Source organism: Paenibacillus xylanexedens (genome assembly GCF_017874615.1).
GTDB lineage: Bacteria > Bacillota > Bacilli > Paenibacillales > Paenibacillaceae > Paenibacillus > Paenibacillus xylanexedens.
In genome coordinates this window covers 255,616-274,209 of the sequence record NZ_JAGIKV010000007.1, presented here as the reverse complement: position 1 = coordinate 274,209, position 18,594 = coordinate 255,616, and the positions used below count along the sequence as shown (strand labels likewise).

Genomic DNA, 18,594 nt, shown 5'->3' with positions numbered 1-18,594 from the left:
TGACAACCCCCTCAAAAAAGGTCTATCCTAATAACGAACCAATCATTCATTATTAAGGAGTCGTTTCCGATGGTGCAAGCCAAGAAAGACGAAGTCAGGAAAGAGATTGAATACGCGGCGCTCAAGGTCTTTTTTGAAAAAGGCTATGTGGATGCCAAGATGAGCGATATCGCGGATGAGATCAATATTTCCGTGGGCAATATCTATACTTATTTTAAGAACAAGAAAGAACTATTCTACGCAGTCGTGCCGCCGGATCTGGTGAATTATTTGAAAGATGTGCTAGTGGAGACGATTCACTTTGATAATCAGACCTTGTTCGAGGAAACGGATAGCGAGCGAAAGTCGGCACTGTTGCAGGAACAGGTGGACGTATTACGTAAATACCGGAATCAGATTGTCATCATCTTTGAAAAGAATAAAGGAACCATCTACACCAACGCCAAGAACGAGCTTGTTGAGCTGATGATCGAAACCAAGAAGGCGTATCTCAAAAATCAATATAAACGATATGAGATCGGAACCGAGGAGAATTTGATCTTGCTGAACATCCTCGCGCACAACGTAATCGACATGAACCTGGATCTGTTGAAGCGGGGTATGAGTGAGGACAGCCGGAAGCAAATATTCGAAGCGTTGTATGTATACAGACTTTACGGTATGAAGAGTCTCAACGAATAACGTTCCATCTCATCACTAATGCCGGGTATACAAAGCGTGCAGATCAGCTCAACTTCACTTGGTTTGCACGCAAAAAAAAATCCATCATAGATCATCCTATTTTTTTGACCTAAAAATGAATTAATTATTCATTATTGAAACAGGTATCTTCGTTACCTTAACTACTCGCTTCACCCACATTCTAAGGAGGAACACAACATGAACACCGCTTACGCATTAAAAAACGTCAATCTGATCCACGGCGACTCAAGCCGCAATCTGCAAAAAAACATAACGATTCTCGTCAATGAACAAGGACTTATTCAGGATATCGGCAAAGAAAATGAACTGCTTATCCCTAGTCACTACACAACAATTGGCCTCTCAGGGAAATACGTAATGCCTGGACTAATCAACGCCCACGTACATCTCTTTGCAGATGGTAAACCGTTCAGTCTCTCGGTCAGTGAAGGCTTGTTGCAGTTTGCCTATGATCGGATATTGAACACGAAGTTTGGCAGAAACGTTTTGAAAAAACGCATGAAACGCAACGCGCTGACTGCACTCCATGCGGGTGTAACAACGATGCGCAGTGTGGGGGAATTCTTTTACACGGACGTCCAGCTGCGGGATGAGATTAACAACGGTGACTTTGTCGGCCCTAATCTGCTTGTCTCCGGGTTTTTCCTAAGTGTAACGGGCGGACATGGTGCTCCCTTTCTCGCTCTGGTGGGCGATTCCCCGTGGGAAGCACGAAAAAATGTTCGCATCAATGTGAAACATGGCGTGGATCTGATCAAAATCTGTGTGACGGGTGGCGTGACGGATGCGAAGATGGTGGGCGAAGCTGGACTTTTACAGATGACGGTGGACGAAGTTGCAGCGATCTGCGATGAAGCGCATAAGATTGGTTTGCGGGTGGCAGCGCATGTGGAGAGCACGGAAGGCGTACGGGTTGCATTACAAGGTGGCGTCGATACCATCGAGCACGGTTCGGAGATGGACGACGAAATCATTCATTTGTACAAAAATAATCCCAATGCCCTGAATGGCTACACTGCACTCATTCCCACACTGCAAGCCGCTTATCCATCCGCTTCACTGGATACCAGCGTAACGAAGGTAAGTGCAACGGTAAAAGAGAATTCAAGACTCGTCTACGATTCCATGCTCAAGGGCGTCAAGCAAGCGATCGAAAACGACATCATCATTGGTATAGGCACTGATGCCGCCATGCCTTACGTGACTCACTATGATATGTGGAGAGAAATGGACCACTACATGAGACAGGCTAACCTGAACAACAAACAGGTCATCGACATGGTGACCCGAACCAATGCGAAGATCCTCGGTGTTGACGATGTTACAGGGACGGTGGATATCGGGAAACATGCTGATCTGATTATCATGGAGCAAAATCCGCTGGAACATATCGAGGCCTTGTCAGGCATCTCTATGGTTATGGTCAAAGGAAATCTAATTCAAACACCATCTGTCACAAGAATCAAAGAAGTCGACGATGTTCTAAATTCTGTTTGGTGAATTCCGATATGTAAACATAGAATTCATCAATAATACGTAATACTTGCTTCAATTAAGTACGCTTTATCTTTAAAGTTCAATAATTCAGGCATTATGCTTTGAGGTGGCGGAATATCTTCAACAGGTTCTCCATCCAAAAATAATTCAAGTGCTTCTTTCGCCATCACTAATGCTTCATCAATTGATTCGCCACAGGTGATACATCCGGGCAGATCAGGAAATGTAACATTAATTCCATCCTCAGCAAAATTAAAAACTGCGTAGTATTGGTAAGTTCGAATCATATGGGACACTCTCCTGCTATCTTTACTTTTAGCAAAAACAGCAAAAGCCCTTCGGATTATATCTGAAAGGCTTTCAACTCGTTTTAACTCTTAATTCCCCTCAAATATTTAGTTATAAATTAATCATTCAACCCTTTGCCCTCCAGGATCGGCTGCATGTACTTCTCGATTCGTGACACTTTTGTCTTGGATTGCTTTGGTTGTGAGAAATAATAGAGATATGCCCGCTGCCGTCCGGGTGTCAGCGCTTCAAATGCATCTCGGAAAGCAGGATTCTCATCGAATTGCTGTTGAAGTTCCTCAGGAACGCTATATTCGGCAGTTTTTTTCATTTCCACTTGCAGTCCAGCTTGTTCCACTTCAATCGCTTGCTGGATATAGGATTTGATCATAGCCTCCTGCTCCACAATCTGCTCCAGACTGGTGAAGCGAAGCTGGCGTTCTGCCTGTACATTCTCCGTTTGCTGGACCAAAATGCCGTGCGAGTCCTTCAGCAGAGCACCTTTGAAGAACAAAATAGCCACGTATTCTTTGAATCCATGGATTAAAACGATGTTTTTCCCATCCAGCATGTAACAAGGGTGCATCCATTTCATATCCTCTGTCAGTTCAAAATCCCGAATAATCTCTCTCAGCTTTGTGGACTCTTCCTTCCACGTTTTGAGTTTCTTTAGATAGCCGTCAACTTTGCGATTCCCACTTGTATCGGTCATGGAGAAATTCCTCTCTTTATCTCATGTTCTTATAGGTTCAATTGTACTGGTTTTCAGTGGATTGTACAGCGTTGCTTACAGAGCTTTTATTGACTTTTCCACTTGAATTTAAACCTTAATAACAACAAAGACCATCCTGTTAGATGGCCTATATTTTAATCCAATCTCATCTAATAAGTTTCAATCGACAGTTTACCATACCCATAGTAAAATAATGGAATGTCTATTGCCATAATTCCAACATACGAAAGGATGATTTAAATGAGAGAGTACACAGTTGTTCCAGGTCCGAAAAATGTTCAAGTAAACCGAGGTGATACTCAGGCTGCTGTTAATTTATTTGCGGATATCATCAATCACAAAGCACAATCTGGATGGACCTATCAATCCATGGAGTCGCTATCCGTCACTGAGAAACCCGGTTGTCTCCAGCAACCTGTTACAACACATCATTATATGCTGATTTTCTACAGAGAGATTTAATAATAGTACAACAATCATGAGAAACTCAGAATCTGAGGAACTGATATATAATAACATGCCATCCGAAGAAGAACTTATTAGACTCTTACATACACATCATGAAGAAAACGACCCTCGAAGCAGTTTCTATATAAGAACTCATGTTATTCCAGAAATCGATTGGTTGAAGTCTTTGCTTAACGTTACACTTGCATTATTCGCAGGGCTAATCATCTCTATGATCTGTTTCTATCTCTTGAATCCATTCATTCCAGTATATGCTTTGCTGAGTGCCCAGATTGTTTTCATAGCAAGTATGTTCTTCATCGTTCTACGACGTGTTAGAGCAATCCTGATATGGAGTATTAGAATTTATCAACGTTTTGCCCCCATTGAAGTGAGGAACAAATGTCGTTTTGAACCAAGCTGTTCTGTGTATATGATTCAAGCTATTGAGAAATACGGGGCAATTAAAGGTCTTTCCTTAGGCATCCATCGTCTTCGCAAATGTAATATCAACGGTGGAGGATATGATTATCCATAAAGCAAAAAGGTCCATAGACAATCTATGGGCCTTTTGCTTTGGTTAACATCCCTGGCTTAAGCTAATATCCAGTAGTGACTGTGTCTCATCTTCCAACATGGAGGAAGCTATCATCATGAAGTCTTCAGCCCCAATTTCAAATTGACCTTTACGAAATGGAAACCCCCAATTGCGATTTCCGCGTGTAAAACTAAGTTGGTCTAACAACGTTGCGATCTTTACTTCTCGACATGGAAGATAACGGAGATCTCGGCGAAAGGGTATAAAGGATTCCGACATCTGATATTGGTATATCCTGTCATCGGTAATTTGACCAATAGCGGTAAACGCCTGAAGTGGCTGCCCTGTTGATATGTCTGTGCGTGGAGAATAGTATATCAGCCAATCACCCGCGGACATCTGTCGCAACAGCGCTGACTTGCCATGGCACAACTGCGCAAACCCTCCCTCTACCGCTACATTTACATGAGAAGCAGATACAACACAAATCCAATATCTGCTGTCCTGATTTGGTTTCATGGATATATCTCATTCCCTTCTCTCGTTTACATTTCCAGATTCGATTTCAATCGGTCTAATTGCAAAAAATGATGTCTGTAGTGCATCTCTATCAACAAAAACCACTCTTGAGCATTTAGAGCGCCAAGCCTTGGATGATGTATTTTGTTATTTACCGACACTTGGTATACAAGAGGTTCTGTACTCCTCATCCGGTCCACGACCATGTGAAGCCCATCAATCAAGGACTCCATGCTCTCGGGTGGTTGCGGGGTATACTGCGGGGAAGCAGGAACCTTAATTGGAACGGGAGGGAATTGTCCTAATTCGAACACTTGCCTACCCAGTTCTGTTTTTTCCTCCCCCGAGTTTAATGTCGAATCCTCGCTGCTCAAACACTGCTCAATATTATGCAGATGTAAGAAAAGCGCTGATTGAATCAAATGTACATACATCTGTCCAATGGACCATTCCTCTTCACTCTGTTTTTTATATAAGCTAGACATATCCAATTTGTTCAGTTCTGCCAAATATCGTTCTACAGCCGTTTCAAATGATGTCAATACTTCCGTTGTACTTCTCATCCTTCAACCCACTCCTCTTGATCTGTGATATATCAAAGTATAAAAAAACACTACTGACAGGTGTATGTCAGTAGTGTTTTAAGATGTTTTTGGCTACTTCCTGCATTCGGAAGCGCAAAGACTCCGGCTCCAAGACCTCGATATCTCCACCCCATCCAAGTAAATAATGCAATATTTCTTCCGGGTAGCGGACACGAAAATGAAAAACAACACCTTCCTCTTGCTCCTCAAATGCATCCATATAAAAATGAAGGGCCTCCATAACTTTGTCAGCAATTTCAGGTTTAGCCCTGATTAATACTTGTTCGTTACGGTCGTCAGGAGGTCGATAACTGTTTAGATCAAAATCCGGTGGCAAAAGGAATTGATCCTCCAGCACGGAAAGTTCAGTCATCCGTGACAAACGAAAATGACGGATGTCTTGTCGCATATCACAACGTGCAATTAACATCCAATTCTCCTGAACCAGTGAGAGTCCGTAGGGTGAAACCTCACGCATATTATACCGATTGCCATCCGTTCCTGGCATTTTTTTCAGGTACATAAAACTGATTTTACGTTGCTCCAAAATAGCATTACGTATCTGGTTAAGGTATGTTTTCACCCGCGTTCGGGTTAAAGGTTCAACCGTATGAAGCAGTCGCATCGTTTCCCGAACACGTATTGATTCGTTTCGAACGGCTTCTGGTAAAATCGCTTCAATTTTTCGTTGAGCCGACTTAGCCTCCATCGCGTATTCTGTATCCAATCTCTGTTCGATAAAATCAGCTCCCATGAGCAGGGATACGGCTTCCTCTGCGGTGAAGCTTACCGGGGGCAGAAAATATCCTTCCATGAGGGAATACCCATGACCCGGAGCACCCATAATCGGAACACCAGCTTCGCTTAATGCCTGCATATCTCGATAAATCGTACGTACACTTGTCTCCAATTGAGCAGCTAAATCTTCTGCTCTTAGCATCTTTCTTCGCTGCAATTCAAGCGTAATCGCAAGCTGCCGCTCCGTCTTGTTCATTCTCTAAGCCCCCACCGTTTCATCATCCAAACCTAACTTATTCTATCACAGTAACTTGCCCTTTCGTTTCGTGAATTACAGCAATGGCACGTCTTAAATATCATCCAAGATGAGATAGTCTTAATCCCAAAAAAACTGATACCCCAAAAGGATATCAGTTTTTTTATCTGCTTTATATACAGTTAATTCTCTTTGTTACTTCTTACACGTACATGGCCAGCAACAAGTTATAGATCATCGTCGCAGCTTCCGCTCTTGTCGTTTCACTTCCTGCACGAACCGTATGGTCCGTATATCCGCTCACAATCTTGGCCTGCACCGCGGTATCCAGTGCTTCTTGTGCCCAAGATGGTGTCTGCGATGCATCGGTGAAACTTGGTTTAACGGAGGTATTACCGGACATTCCGGCTTGTGCATCTGAACTTACTTTCAGCGCATTCGCCATCATGACAGCCATCTCGGCACGGGTAATCGTGCGATCAGGCTTAAATGTGTTATCACCGTAGCCGTTCACGATTCCGGCTTGCACGGCTGCGGCAATATCACCTTTTGCCCAGTCTGGCAGACTGCCTTGATCTGCAAATGTCAGATCGGACTCCACGGACTTCAATGCCAGCGCCTTACTGAGCAACGTAACAAACTCTGCCCGTGTGATCTTCTTCGATGGTTGGAACGTACCATCTGTGTAACCTTGAATCACGTTCATGCCCAACAAACGATCTGCATAGTCGGAAGCCCAGTGTCCATTCAGGTCAGACAGATTCACCGGTGTGTAACTGGACACAACGAATGTACCCAGATGATTAACATTGGCCGTTATGCTTCCTGCTGTATTCATCTTGCCACCAATAAATACCCAGCTCTGACGAGCTTCATTATAATAGTAGATTGCAGGTTGGGTCCCGTTAGGCAGATCTGCCGAATCCATATTCAGGCTCAATGTAGCCTGATCATTCAATGTTCTTCCGCCACTGCGGCTGATCTGTACAGCTTGTCCAAGTACATTCAGGGAAGCTGTATTCTGCAACTTGTCCTTGGCAACCACAGACACTTGCAGCGTATCCTTGGAACCAATGGCTCCCGATGGAACATTGAATTGCACGATGTCTTTCAAACCCGTTTGGACCGGCTGATTCGCTTCCACCTCTACCTTCACTTCAGTGGATGAATCTGACCCCGTTTCCGGATTGGTTGGTGTGGTTGGAACGGTAGGCGTTGTTGGCACACTTGGTGTGTTTCCTCCAGAATTCCCACCAGAGTTGCCTCCAGTACCTCCACCTGAACCCCCGCCACCATTGCCTGAGCGTGCTTGTACAGTCACGGTACGGATAACTTCCTGTGCCGCATTACCAGCGATATCCTTCACGTTATACCGAAGGGTGTAGATCCCTGCTGCTTGTGTGTTCACCGTGCCATCCACCTGCACGGAACCACGGATGCCGACATTATCAGAAGCCTGTGCTCCAGGCTCGTTGTACGTATCTCCTACGTTCAGCGTCATCTGGCTGCTACCTTGCAGGGTGATGACGGGAATCTCACGGTCTATTTTAATGACCAGAGGTAAAGTATACGTTTGTTCCAGATCGTCTGTTGCTCGGAATAAAAGGTTGTGCTCTCCCGGCTCCGTTACCTCCAAAGGTGTATTCTCTGTATAAAGTTCATACGTCTGCCCTCCATCACGGGACAACTCGATAATTGCGGAAGTAGCAGGCGCGTATACTGCGCTGGTTACACTAACCGTTACGGACTGGTTCGTCCATGTATCCGTGTGATACGGCTGGCCGTCAGCGGTAGTCATGTTGCTTTTTAATACCAGCGCCTGATTATTCTTGCCTTCCACAATGACAGTGAACGTTTTGGGTTGTGACTCCGTGCCACGTTGCACGGTTGCCGTCAGTTCCAATCGCTCATTATTGTCCGGTTGCGTTAGCAGCTTGCCCTCGTTATTCATTAGTTCCGGGTTGGAGCTGGACCAGCTAATCGTTGCACCATGCTTCCCTTCAACAGGAAGGGTAAGATCGGAATGGACCGCGTTCAGATCGCCCAGATCGATTGCTTGAAGTGTATCGGTTACCGCCTGTGCATCACTGTAAGGTGTGGCACTCATGAAGATTGGGTTGGAGTAGAACCACAGATCGCGATAGTTGCTATCGTTAATTTGATTAAAACGGGTCGTTGCATCAGCTGTCGTATTTTTTGGATCAAGTTGTGGTTCACCGTCTACAGTCTCACCTGTCACGTTCATGCCCAGATTGGTACCGCGAAGGCGGAAATACTTGTCCTGGTCTGTAGCTTTGATCTTGTACGTGATGACATTATAGCCTTCGGCATCTGTCGTCCAATCGTTGGATGTGAAGGTAGCCAGTACCTTGGTAGAGTCGTTGGTGTCTTTGGTATATGCGGCTGTACCCTTCTGGGCCTTGGCTGTCACATCCCCAGCGATGAGATCAACGTGATCCACCACGGGTACTTGTCCAGCGGACGTGCCGCTGTTGATTGGATTTTCATAGTTGTTGCTCGTCGTTGGACTCTTGAAGCGAATCTTCAGCTCTACTTCATCGCCTTGAGTCACATGAAGGTCTCCGCCCATCTCAACCTGAGCACCCGCTCCGGAAGCTGTAAAGTCCAGTGCGTTGATCAGGTCGCCGAATACGGAAAATGATTTTCCCGAACGCAGTCCATCCAGTACTGCCTGCATGCCTGTACCCTCAACCCACGAATAGGTCTTAGCATATTCACCAGGAAAATAACCACTGGAATTCGTACCAATTGTCTTGAAGTGGTAGTCCGAATTGCCATAGTTCCAGAAGTGACGTCCTTCTCCCAGCAATGCATCCCATAGTCCGCCAACCTTGGCGACCATATAGTCTACACCGCCGTATGTACGGTATTTGTATCCATCATCTGCGGTCGGATTAGCTACATTGTAGCTTGTGTTGTACCCTCCACGATCCGGTTCCATCTGGTTACCCAGCATGCCTTCGATACCAAATACCACTTGTGGAGCCAGATCGTTGAAATCACGCAAGTCGGCGACGGTATATTTGTATTTACCGCGTGAAGGATGGTTGATCATCGCATAACTTGTCATTGGATAGTTCGTTGCGAGCCAATTGATGGCGGTTAAGGCATCCTGATGAGTCGTGTAGGCACGCCCTCCGTTCTGATCCCATTTTGTTACGTCAGCCGTATTAAACAAGTTCGCTGCGCGATTCGTGAAACGGTATTCGAATTCCTTGGCAGCGTTCAGCGCTTCGGTTGAGTTCGGCTCATCCGTGAGAATCCCTACCCCAACGTGTTCATGTGTAGGCATGTCCCATTCGAAACCGGAGAAGATTGTTTTACCTGCGTATTTGCCTGCATCCTGAAGGGCCTTGATCTGTGGTACCTGATATTCATTCATTCCTTGGGACATGGGTATTGACCCACTTGGAATGTCTACGCCGTTGTGATCTCGCTTGGATAACCGCAAATGATCCGTAAGCGCAATCCAGTCCAGCCCATATTTGGTTAAACCCGCGTCGAGCACGTTCTCCAGTGAAACCTGTGCATCATCGGACTCAAACGTATGTACATGCAAATCTCCCGTTTGCCAAGAACCTGTTGCCGAGTTGTTGGTTGATGTGTTATCCCCCGCATCTGCATACGTTATCGCAGCAGGGAAAGCTCCCATGACCATCCCTGTAGCCAAGGGTATAAGTGTAAGCATAGCGAGCATTTTCTTGCCTTTATTAATGAACAAAATCGTCCCACCACCCGTTCTGAGTTGTTGTGTCGGGAGTAAATATAAGAGACTTTTGGGGTCAGGGTCAACGGCCTGGAAGTATGTATTTAAAATTTTACATATACCTGCATTCTTTCATATTCCGTTAAAGGTTTTTCTAACTTATCCTAACGAAGTTATACTCTATACTGCTCCATATTGGGGGAGTGAATCTAGGGATAACGCTGCAAATAGGAGGTGATACAAAATTCAGAGATTGTTCACGATTCAGGAAAGTTCCACCACTGCTGTGGATCATTAGGAGGAGAACTGGCGTAGGCGGAATGATGAAGTGGAGAAGATAGTGGGTTTTGTAAAAAAATCAGGATTGCGTATACGCTGAGTATAGAAAAAAGCACCCACGAACTACAGGCATAATATACCCTGAAGCCGCAGGTAATTTGGATTCAGCGGGATTTTGCTTCAGCATTTACATCTTTACTTTTATAAAATGGGGGCGAGTTGTTTGTGAAATCCGACCTATCTCCACTTTATATTTAAGCTGGAAAAATACGATACATAAACCGATAATCTTGGAAATGGCTAACAACGCAAAGATCATTATACATTGAAGGAGTTGCACACTTTTGAAAAGATTCTATCTAGGTTTTGGATTAACGATCACCATTATCATTGGACTATTATCATGCTCTACTCCAACAGAAGCAGCATCGAAGAAAGTAAACTTAAAATTGTCAGATGGAGGGACGTACTATGGTGAAGTTTTAAACGGAAAACCTCATGGTAAAGGAACCGCGAGATGGGAAGAAACCGAAGTTTACTCTGGAGATTGGGTGAGTGGTAAGCGGCAAGGAAAAGGCAAGTATACATATACATTAGTTGAAGGTGGAGGTGTCGCCTTTGAGAATTACAATGAATCTAATATGGGCCATGGAACAGGTGAATTCACTAGACGGATTGTAATATGAAGTGCGACACCTACTGGAAATAAATAAAAAAGGGCCCATGGCCGGATTCGTGTAGAATGAAGTCACCACAACAACCATTCACACAAGGAGAATCCACCATGAGCTACACACATCTTAGCATAATCGAACGCAGCAAGCTAGAAATCCTCCACAGTCAAGGCAAAAGCTCGAGAGCCATTGCACAAGAACTGGGTAGGCATCCATCGATGATTTACCGTGAGTTAGATCGTGTTGCTGCATCACATCCCTATCAGGCAACTGGGAACTGTATACCGTCGTATCAGGTCGTGGGAAAAGTAAAGGCTGCGTAGGGACGTTGATTGAACGCAAAACACGCCTGTATACCGCTGTTCTCATGCCCGACCGTACCGCTTTGTCGATGGAGATTGCGCTCGGTGTAGCGATCTCACAGTACCCTACAGGGACTTTCCTCACAGCCACGGCTGATCGAGGAAAGGAGTTTGCATGCTATGCCAATCTGGAAACGACCCATAGCCTGCACGTTTATTTTGCTGATCCGTATTCGTCTTGGCAACGCGGTTCCAATGAGAATGCAAACGGGATGCTTCGAGAGTTTTTCCCTAAAGGTACCGATTTTGCTCAAGTGGAGGATGAAGATCTCGCCCGTTCACTCGATCTAATGAATCACAGACCACGAAAATGCTTGGGTTGGTGAACCGCTCATGAATCTTTCACAGAGGAACTGTCGCACTTGGTTTGACAATCCGTCATATAAACAAAAACGTGTCGCTGGAAGGCATTCTCCAGGACACGTTTTATTGGAATTTCAGATAGTCACATATGCGTTGATTCATTGCAGCTACTTCTTCACCGTTCAGACTTTAATCTGTTCATACAAACGTGTGGTCACAGCAGAAGGTCGAATATGAAGTTCACTTAATCGTGCCTCTAGATCGCGATAGATGCGCAAGACATGATCATGGTTTCCCATGGACAAATAGGCTTGCATGGCACAACGATACGCTTCTTCTTCATAAGGGGAATGCCACATTGCACGTTCCGCTGCCTCTGCTGCCTTCTTGCCGTTATGCAGCTCCAGATACTTCTCGGAAAGCTTCAACATCAGCTCCAGCGCACCTCGCTCCATCTTCTGGCTCAGTTCAGACATCCAGAAATAATCCTCCTGCGGAAGCAGTTCATCCTGATACATATGCAAAGTCCGCTCCATTTGAGCCAGTGGAACATCCTCCCCGCGCTGCATTCGAAGCACAAGTTCCAGCACATCATATACGTCAGCCCGGATTCGCTTTTTGTCCAGCATGTAATGTTCATTCTTGTAGCTGACCATCTGCTCCATACCCATTTTATTCAGGTTTTTTCTTAGCAGACTGACACATGTATGCATATAGATTTTGGCTTTTTCGTAACGCTCATCAGGCCACAGATGGTCAATAATGCGATCCCGGTGAACAACACCGGTGGCCGGGTCATGCAACAGCAAATATGCAAACAGTTCCTTCTCCTTCGCTGTACGCCACATGACGATTTCACCGTTCGTAGGCGTGACACGAAACTTTCCAAGCATTTGTACAAATAATTGATTCGGCTCATCACTGTTCATCAGAGATTGCCGGTCCGGTTGCTCGGCAGATGACTTGACCGCGTTCCCCTTATCCTTCAGTAATCTGTCAATGGTTCTGGACAATCGGCCCATCTCAATCGGTTTGAGCAGATAATCCAGAGCCTCATGTTCAAAAGCAGAGACAGCATAATGATCATAAGCCGTTGTAAATACAATCACCGCATCCGGTTCGATCTCATGGATGTTCGCTGCAAGCTCCAATCCGCTCATGCCCGGCATCTCAATATCGAGGAACCAGATATCCGGTCGTGTATGCTGAAGTGCCTCCAGTGCCTCGAATCCATTCACCGAACGACCTGCAATGTGGACCTCTCCCGTTCGAGTCAGAAACATCTCCAGCATATTCAGAGCATGAGGCTCATCGTCCACCAAATAGGCCTGCAACACGTTCTCTCCCCCTCTTTTTATTATTGATAAGGAAACTCGATGGTCACCTTGGTACCTTGACCTTGTTCGCTCTTGATCACAGGTGCTTGACCGTTCATAAGTTTCAATCGTCTCTGTACATTTTGGAGGCCAATGCCTTGTTCTGTATGACTTTTGCTCAGAAGAAAGGTAACCTGCTCACCAGACATGCCCACACCATCATCCTCAACCACCACTTGAACGCTATCTTCACATCTTCGAATGAACAAACGAACGGTTCCCCCATCAATCTTCTTGGATACGCCATGCCGTATGGCATTCTCTACCAGTGGCTCAATCAGGAGTGGCATGACTTTACAAGAATATAACGAGCTATCAACGTCCAATTGAACCTGAAGTCGTGAACCAAATCGCTCCTGCTCAATCTCCACATAAGCCTGAATTAACTCCATCTCCTTACTGAGTGGAATCAACTCCTCGGAGTTATCCAGATGAAAGAGAATACGCAGATAACGACTAAAACTGCCCAGCAGTTCTCCAGCTCTCGGCCCATCCGTAAAACATAATGACATGATAGTTCCCAAGGCATTATATAAAAAATGCGGCTTGATCTGTGATCGCAGAAAGGCCATTTCGTTATTGGCTGCTTCTTTTACGAGTTGTTTCATGCCAAGTAATGTATGTATTCGGACAAGAATTTCGCCAGCATCCAGTGGACGGGTAATAAAATCATTGCCGCCGGCCTGAATACACGCCTCAATATCCGCAGGTGTACTGCGCATGTTGATAAACAGAATCGGGAGATCCACCTGGCTGAACTCCATCCGAATCTGCTTGCACAGCTCATAGCCGGTCACCTCAGGCAGCATGGCGTCGACAATCACAAGATCGGGCAACCTTCCGCCAGCCAATGCAGTCCGAACCTTGACATCAGAGTCTGCGAAGCTCAGATGAAAGCCTTCCGTAGCAAGCAATGTGTTCAGTTGTTCCATGTCTACGAGATCAGACGTCGCAATTAAAACGTGGGCTGAAATCACGCTTCCCACCTTTTTCTCCTCCCTCACATCGGTCTCCTGCGTTACGGCTGTCTCCGCCAAATCCTCCATGTCGATACTAGCAGCACACGGAAGCTCAATCATGATGGACGCAGCTTCATCGTTCACCACAAGTTTTCCTCTCATTGCGCTAACCATTTCCGCTGCAACAGACACCCCCGCTGCAATTCGATCGGCTTGCTGTGAACCGGAGTCCACTTCCTGACGTTGCCGAGTACTCCGATCTGGATCAGCTTCCAGACAAAGGATAATCTGCACATTATCCTGATGCCTCTCGCACGCCAGAACCAGCTTCCCATTATGATGCTGTCCCATCATGTGATAGACCAGGTTATACAGTACTTGCAGCAGCCGACTCTCATCCGCCATGACGTAGCGTGCTTCAGGCTCTAACCTGCGAATCATAACAATGCTTTTGCCAGAAGCCAGAAATCCCAGCACCTCCGTGACCAGCGAAAGGCAGGATACCAGATCAACGGTCCCCACGGATAGCTTTATGCTGCCATCCCTGAACCTTGACATGTCAATCAGATCATTGACCAGATTGGACATCCGGTACGCCGTATTGCGGATAAGCTGAAGCTTGCCCCGGATCTCCTGTTCATTAGCACGCCTCAGTGACATTGTCAGCACAGAACGGGACAGATGAATAATGCTGTGAAGCGGAGAGTTTAACTCATGCGAAGTTAATAGCAAAAACTCATCCTTGGCCTTGTCCGACAATTGAAGCTGATGGGTAAGTTGCTGCATCGAGGCATACGCCTGTGTATATTGATAGATCAGCAACATGGCAAAGGTACACAAAATCACAAGCGTTGTACAGTTCAGCAGCACCTGACTGATTGGATACCACGTAACAATGATTCCAAGCACATAGTTTACTAACATAAGCCAGATGCAGATGATCAGCAATTGAGCTTGGGATCGACTCTTGTTTCCGTACCTTGCCTGAATATACTGATGAATAATTACAATGAAAGCCAAGGCGTAGGCACATAGATTGACGGCATACATGCTCTCTTGGATGAACGAATAGATACGAAATGGAGATATCACAATCAACACCACGTATAAAGCCAGCACTATGCTTGGTACCCGAAGCCATTTTTTCAACAGGGGCTTCAGATCAGAAGTAAGTCTCCAGGTAATCATGCTTGTAATAATAGATACACCATATACCGATATATATTTCAATTTGTACGCCAGTTCAAAGGAAATGTCCGGCATCAGCTGTAACAGCAGACGCTCCCCGTTGGTCACCACCGTCAATGCAAAACCAATAAAGAACAACGCATACAGCAGCTGGATTCCATCACGGTGCAAGCGCACATACAGATAGAAGAACAACAATCCAAAGATCACCACAATGCCCATAATCAAAAGCTCAAGTCCCGATTGAATGATCGCTCTCGCTTCCATATGACTGCCTTGTCCCAGATCAATCGAGTTATAGATGCCACCACTACGAAAATCAAAATTGGCTACCTGTAGCACAACTTCAATCTCTGTACTTTCAGGGTGGAAATAGATTGTATAGGGCTCATTACGGGGGACGTACGATGCGGCAGATGTACCCGGCTGCCCGGAACGGCTCATCAATTTCCCATCAACATACATCACATCCGAGAAGCGTACATAACGTTTGGCAATCGCCAGAAGTTCACCTTGCGGCACATTGCGTACAATCAAGCGATAGGTTCCGTAACTTTTGCCATTCATGGGGTATACCTGACTAATCCTTTTATCGTCCCAATTGCCCGGCACTTGTATCATGACAGGTTGGCTATGGTTGAGATTAATCTGTTGTGGTGAGAGCAACTGCTCCGGATAGAACTCCCATTCTCCATCCAACGGTATGAGAGATTGGTTCGTCCACTCCACACCTGCCATGTCCAGAATACCCTGCCTGGCCAAAGGTTTCTCGTGTCCATCTGTGATCTGCCACGCAACCACCAGTGCAAGCAGCAGGGTCATGCATCCGATCCCTAACAAAAATCGATCCGTTCTGATGACCGTCATCTCTCTTTCTCAAGTAAACGTCTATCTTGCAATATAGCGTTATTCTCCCACTCACACCAGATGCTGTCCATCCTTTTTGAAAACCACAATATAACGATGAAAAAAAGGCATCCGCAGATGCCTCCTGGATTTCATCTGATGCTGCTCGTCCCCAGCTGAAAGATAGGAACAAGCAGCATCAGCACTCTACATTTTAATTCTGGGATGCAGCCTGGATTGCACCATAAGCCCAGTGACTTACAGATACATCCTTCCATCTGGAAGTGCCGGACAGTTCAGGTTCAATATGAACCAGACGATTCAGCAAAGTAACCGCCTCCGCTCGTGTTACGGCTTCGTTTGGACGAAATGCTCCGTCCGGAGACACACTCATGACTCCCGTTGCCAATACACGCTGAACCGCCTCGCGGGCCCAGTGCAGTGTAATGTCCGTAGCTTCCTTCGTCAGCTCTGTTGTCGTTACTGCCCCCGTGATATCCTTGCGATTCAGAAGCCGCTCGATAATGACCGCCATCTCAGCTCGTGTGATGTAACGTTCCGGCATGAAATCCCCGGCAGCATTGCCACGCATATAACCTGCTGCAGTCGCCTTGGTAATCGCTTCGCGTGCCCATTCTGCAGCAGGCATATCCCGATATGATGTATCAAGCGTTGCTTCATCGCTGTCAGACGGAAGTATTCGAGATAATAAAGCAGCCATTTCAGCACGCTGAACCGCCTGATTCGGTCTGAACGTGCCATCCGTATAACCTTGAATGTAGGCTGAGGAAGAAGTGCCGTTCATGAGAATCATGGAAAATGTGCTGAACTTGGTAACTTCAAACTCAATTCCCGGTTGATCAGTTCCATTAAATTTAACGATTTTACCCTTAACGAGTTCCTTGGTTCCATCGCTATGTTCAATAAATACTTGCAGCTTGTCCATTTCCTTCTGCGTCAGGTTTGTCTCTCGGATTGGCAGTACTACTGTCACCGGACGACTGCTCATATTTGTCTCAATGGTCATTGGACGACCTACCAAACGGAAGTCCGCGGTATTTGATGATGATTTGACGATTAATGGATCGTTCTGGATACGCTGCTCCACCACTTCACGCCCTGCAGTATCCTTGATCGGCACAAGATGGAAGAATATATCCGAGCCCAGTCCCTGTAAAGAATTCGCCGGCAGTTGCAGGGAAGCATTATCCGTTTCAATATACAGATTCATCTTCTCATCAGCCATCAGTGAAGTAGACTTGGCTGGCAGCTTCACGTTCAGTTCGGATACCTCGTCTTTCTCATCCGGAATCATGATCCGGGCAATATTCGAACCGGCCTTCTTCAGGCTTTCAATTGCACGAGAAGTCTGCTCAGCCGTCAGATTTACCTCGTCTTTTTTGCGTCCATCTGCCCCTGTTGTTCTCTCTATAATCGTTGCCGAAACAACGGCATTGGTGTTCCGTTCATTAGTCACATTTACTGTAATCTTCTCGGAAGTGCTTGCAGGCGTGGATGGTGTTGACGAACCACCGGATGAACTTCCTGAACCGGACGAACCCGGATTGGATGGTGTTGTTGGCGTAACTGGTGAACCCACGACTGAAATTTTGCCCGGTACAATCTGCTTGTTCATCTCCATTGCATCAGTATCTGTCACCGTAAAATGTTCAGGCAGGGTTGTGTCGACAACCTGAACCGGATAATCTCCTGTAATAGCACCGGAAGCAATCGTGAATTCAATTTTGAACAGCGCCTGCGGGCTCTCCGATGCCGGAATTGGGCTCTGTCCTCCGTCCTCATCACTCCAGCCCACGATGACTGATCCCGTCTCATTATTCGCGTTATACTGGATTCCCGGAACGTTACCTGTAACATTAACCACCTGAAGGGCTGTAGGATTATACTTCAAGCGTACCCCATACGACCCAATCGGTTGATCAAGCGACACGGTATCCACCGGGAGCGTGACCTTGTCACCTGCTTTTCCTTGCGCTGATCCGATCGAAACAAGTACATTTCCAACTGGCTTCTCATCTGACAGCACAGTAACTTTTCCATTTTCCCCAGTCACCTGAAACAGATCGTTTTGCGCAATCAGTACCCCTGAATGAAGGATTACTGAACTTGCACTGGCAGTCGCACTATCCTTGATTTTGAAATGAAGGGAATACAGCACTGTAGATTGATCGATGAATTGTTGATTCGTCGTCACAATCTGAATGAAACCTAGAACAGACGTATCTTTGGTCAGGCTAACTCCCTGATAGTTTTCATAGGCCTGTTGGTTTACAACCTCGTCCCCTTCCACAAGTTCAAGCACAGCCGAATCATAGGCAAAGGACAGTTCAGAGTGATAAAAAGAAAATTCTGAGCCTTTTGAATCATAAGATACAGGCACTTCGACGATTTCTCCTGGTTTCCCGGAGACTTCACCGATATGAATATTAGGATCTACGCTGGCTACTGCCTGAGGAATCCACGAGAATATCATAGAGACCATAAGCAGCATAGCCAGAATAGTCTTCATTGTTCGTTTGGAGTTTGCTGAAAATAGATATAAATTCTTGCTATGCAA

General features: G+C 45.9%; 15 protein-coding genes and 1 pseudogene. 7 read left to right on the top strand and 9 right to left on the bottom strand.

Features of this window, described 5'->3' with window-relative positions; translation table 11 throughout:
- Positions 1-69: 69 nt before the first annotated feature.
- On the top strand, positions 70-681 hold the full coding sequence (locus tag J2Z28_RS11835) for a TetR/AcrR family transcriptional regulator (RefSeq protein ID WP_211082635.1): 612 nt from the start codon (positions 70-72) through the stop codon (positions 679-681).
- Positions 682-879: 198 nt separating this feature from the next.
- The gene (locus J2Z28_RS11830; RefSeq protein WP_211082634.1) at positions 880-2,202 is read left to right on the top strand and encodes an amidohydrolase family protein; all 1,323 of its coding nucleotides are present in this window, start codon (positions 880-882) and stop codon (positions 2,200-2,202) included.
- A 26-nt stretch (positions 2,203-2,228) separates the two neighbouring features.
- Here J2Z28_RS11830 and J2Z28_RS11825 read toward each other — a convergent pair whose 3' ends face one another.
- Positions 2,229-2,486, bottom strand: coding sequence for a type II toxin-antitoxin system HicB family antitoxin (locus J2Z28_RS11825; protein WP_211082633.1), 258 nt, complete (start codon positions 2,484-2,486; stop codon positions 2,229-2,231).
- A gap of 119 nt (positions 2,487-2,605) precedes the next feature.
- Positions 2,606-3,199, bottom strand: coding sequence for a YdeI/OmpD-associated family protein (locus J2Z28_RS11820; protein ID WP_211082632.1), 594 nt, complete (start codon positions 3,197-3,199; stop codon positions 2,606-2,608).
- A 261-nt stretch (positions 3,200-3,460) separates the two neighbouring features.
- Between J2Z28_RS11820 and J2Z28_RS11815 the strand changes: the two genes are divergently transcribed.
- Both J2Z28_RS11815 and yidD read left to right on the top strand, forming a co-directional pair.
- On the top strand, positions 3,461-3,682 hold the full coding sequence (locus J2Z28_RS11815; RefSeq protein WP_036617217.1) for a hypothetical protein: 222 nt from the start codon (positions 3,461-3,463) through the stop codon (positions 3,680-3,682).
- Between the two features lie 16 nt (positions 3,683-3,698).
- A complete protein-coding gene (gene yidD, locus J2Z28_RS31660) occupies positions 3,699-4,205 on the top strand; it encodes a membrane protein insertion efficiency factor YidD (protein WP_342357495.1) in 507 nt (168 codons plus the stop codon).
- A gap of 42 nt (positions 4,206-4,247) precedes the next feature.
- Here yidD and J2Z28_RS11805 read toward each other — a convergent pair whose 3' ends face one another.
- The 4 genes from J2Z28_RS11805 to J2Z28_RS11790 form a co-directional block, all read right to left on the bottom strand.
- Positions 4,248-4,724: an EVE domain-containing protein gene (locus J2Z28_RS11805; RefSeq protein ID WP_211082631.1), complete on the bottom strand. Its 477-nt coding sequence runs from the start codon at positions 4,722-4,724 to the stop codon at positions 4,248-4,250.
- Between the two features lie 26 nt (positions 4,725-4,750).
- Positions 4,751-5,287: a DinB family protein gene (locus J2Z28_RS11800; RefSeq protein ID WP_211082630.1), complete on the bottom strand. Its 537-nt coding sequence runs from the start codon at positions 5,285-5,287 to the stop codon at positions 4,751-4,753.
- Positions 5,288-5,354: 67 nt separating this feature from the next.
- Positions 5,355-6,302, bottom strand: coding sequence for a helix-turn-helix transcriptional regulator (locus J2Z28_RS11795; protein WP_211082629.1), 948 nt, complete (start codon positions 6,300-6,302; stop codon positions 5,355-5,357).
- A gap of 202 nt (positions 6,303-6,504) precedes the next feature.
- On the bottom strand, positions 6,505-10,044 hold the full coding sequence (locus J2Z28_RS11790; protein WP_211082628.1) for an S-layer homology domain-containing protein: 3,540 nt from the start codon (positions 10,042-10,044) through the stop codon (positions 6,505-6,507).
- A gap of 608 nt (positions 10,045-10,652) precedes the next feature.
- Between J2Z28_RS11790 and J2Z28_RS11785 the strand changes: the two genes are divergently transcribed.
- The 3 genes and pseudogenes from J2Z28_RS11785 to J2Z28_RS11780 all read left to right on the top strand — a co-directional run.
- A complete protein-coding gene (locus J2Z28_RS11785) occupies positions 10,653-10,994 on the top strand; it encodes a hypothetical protein (protein ID WP_211082627.1) in 342 nt (113 codons plus the stop codon).
- A 56-nt stretch (positions 10,995-11,050) separates the two neighbouring features.
- Complete coding sequence (locus J2Z28_RS31150; protein ID WP_342357494.1) at positions 11,051-11,305, top strand: helix-turn-helix domain-containing protein; 255 nt, start codon at positions 11,051-11,053, stop codon at positions 11,303-11,305.
- A pseudogene (locus J2Z28_RS11780) lies at positions 11,248-11,670 on the top strand (IS30 family transposase); the annotation flags it as partial. The gene J2Z28_RS31150 and the pseudogene J2Z28_RS11780, both read left to right, overlap by 58 nt.
- Positions 11,671-11,829: 159 nt before the next feature.
- On the opposite strand, the gene J2Z28_RS11775 reads toward J2Z28_RS11780, so the two are convergent.
- The 3 genes from J2Z28_RS11775 to J2Z28_RS11765 all read right to left on the bottom strand — a co-directional run bounded on the left by J2Z28_RS11775 (position 11,830) and on the right by J2Z28_RS11765 (position 18,594).
- On the bottom strand, positions 11,830-12,984 hold the full coding sequence (locus tag J2Z28_RS11775; RefSeq protein ID WP_211082626.1) for a response regulator: 1,155 nt from the start codon (positions 12,982-12,984) through the stop codon (positions 11,830-11,832).
- A gap of 20 nt (positions 12,985-13,004) precedes the next feature.
- The gene (locus J2Z28_RS11770) at positions 13,005-16,037 is read right to left on the bottom strand and encodes a histidine kinase (protein ID WP_211082625.1); all 3,033 of its coding nucleotides are present in this window, start codon (positions 16,035-16,037) and stop codon (positions 13,005-13,007) included.
- A gap of 193 nt (positions 16,038-16,230) precedes the next feature.
- Positions 16,231-18,594, bottom strand: coding sequence for an S-layer homology domain-containing protein (locus tag J2Z28_RS11765; RefSeq protein ID WP_211082624.1), 2,364 nt, complete (start codon positions 18,592-18,594; stop codon positions 16,231-16,233).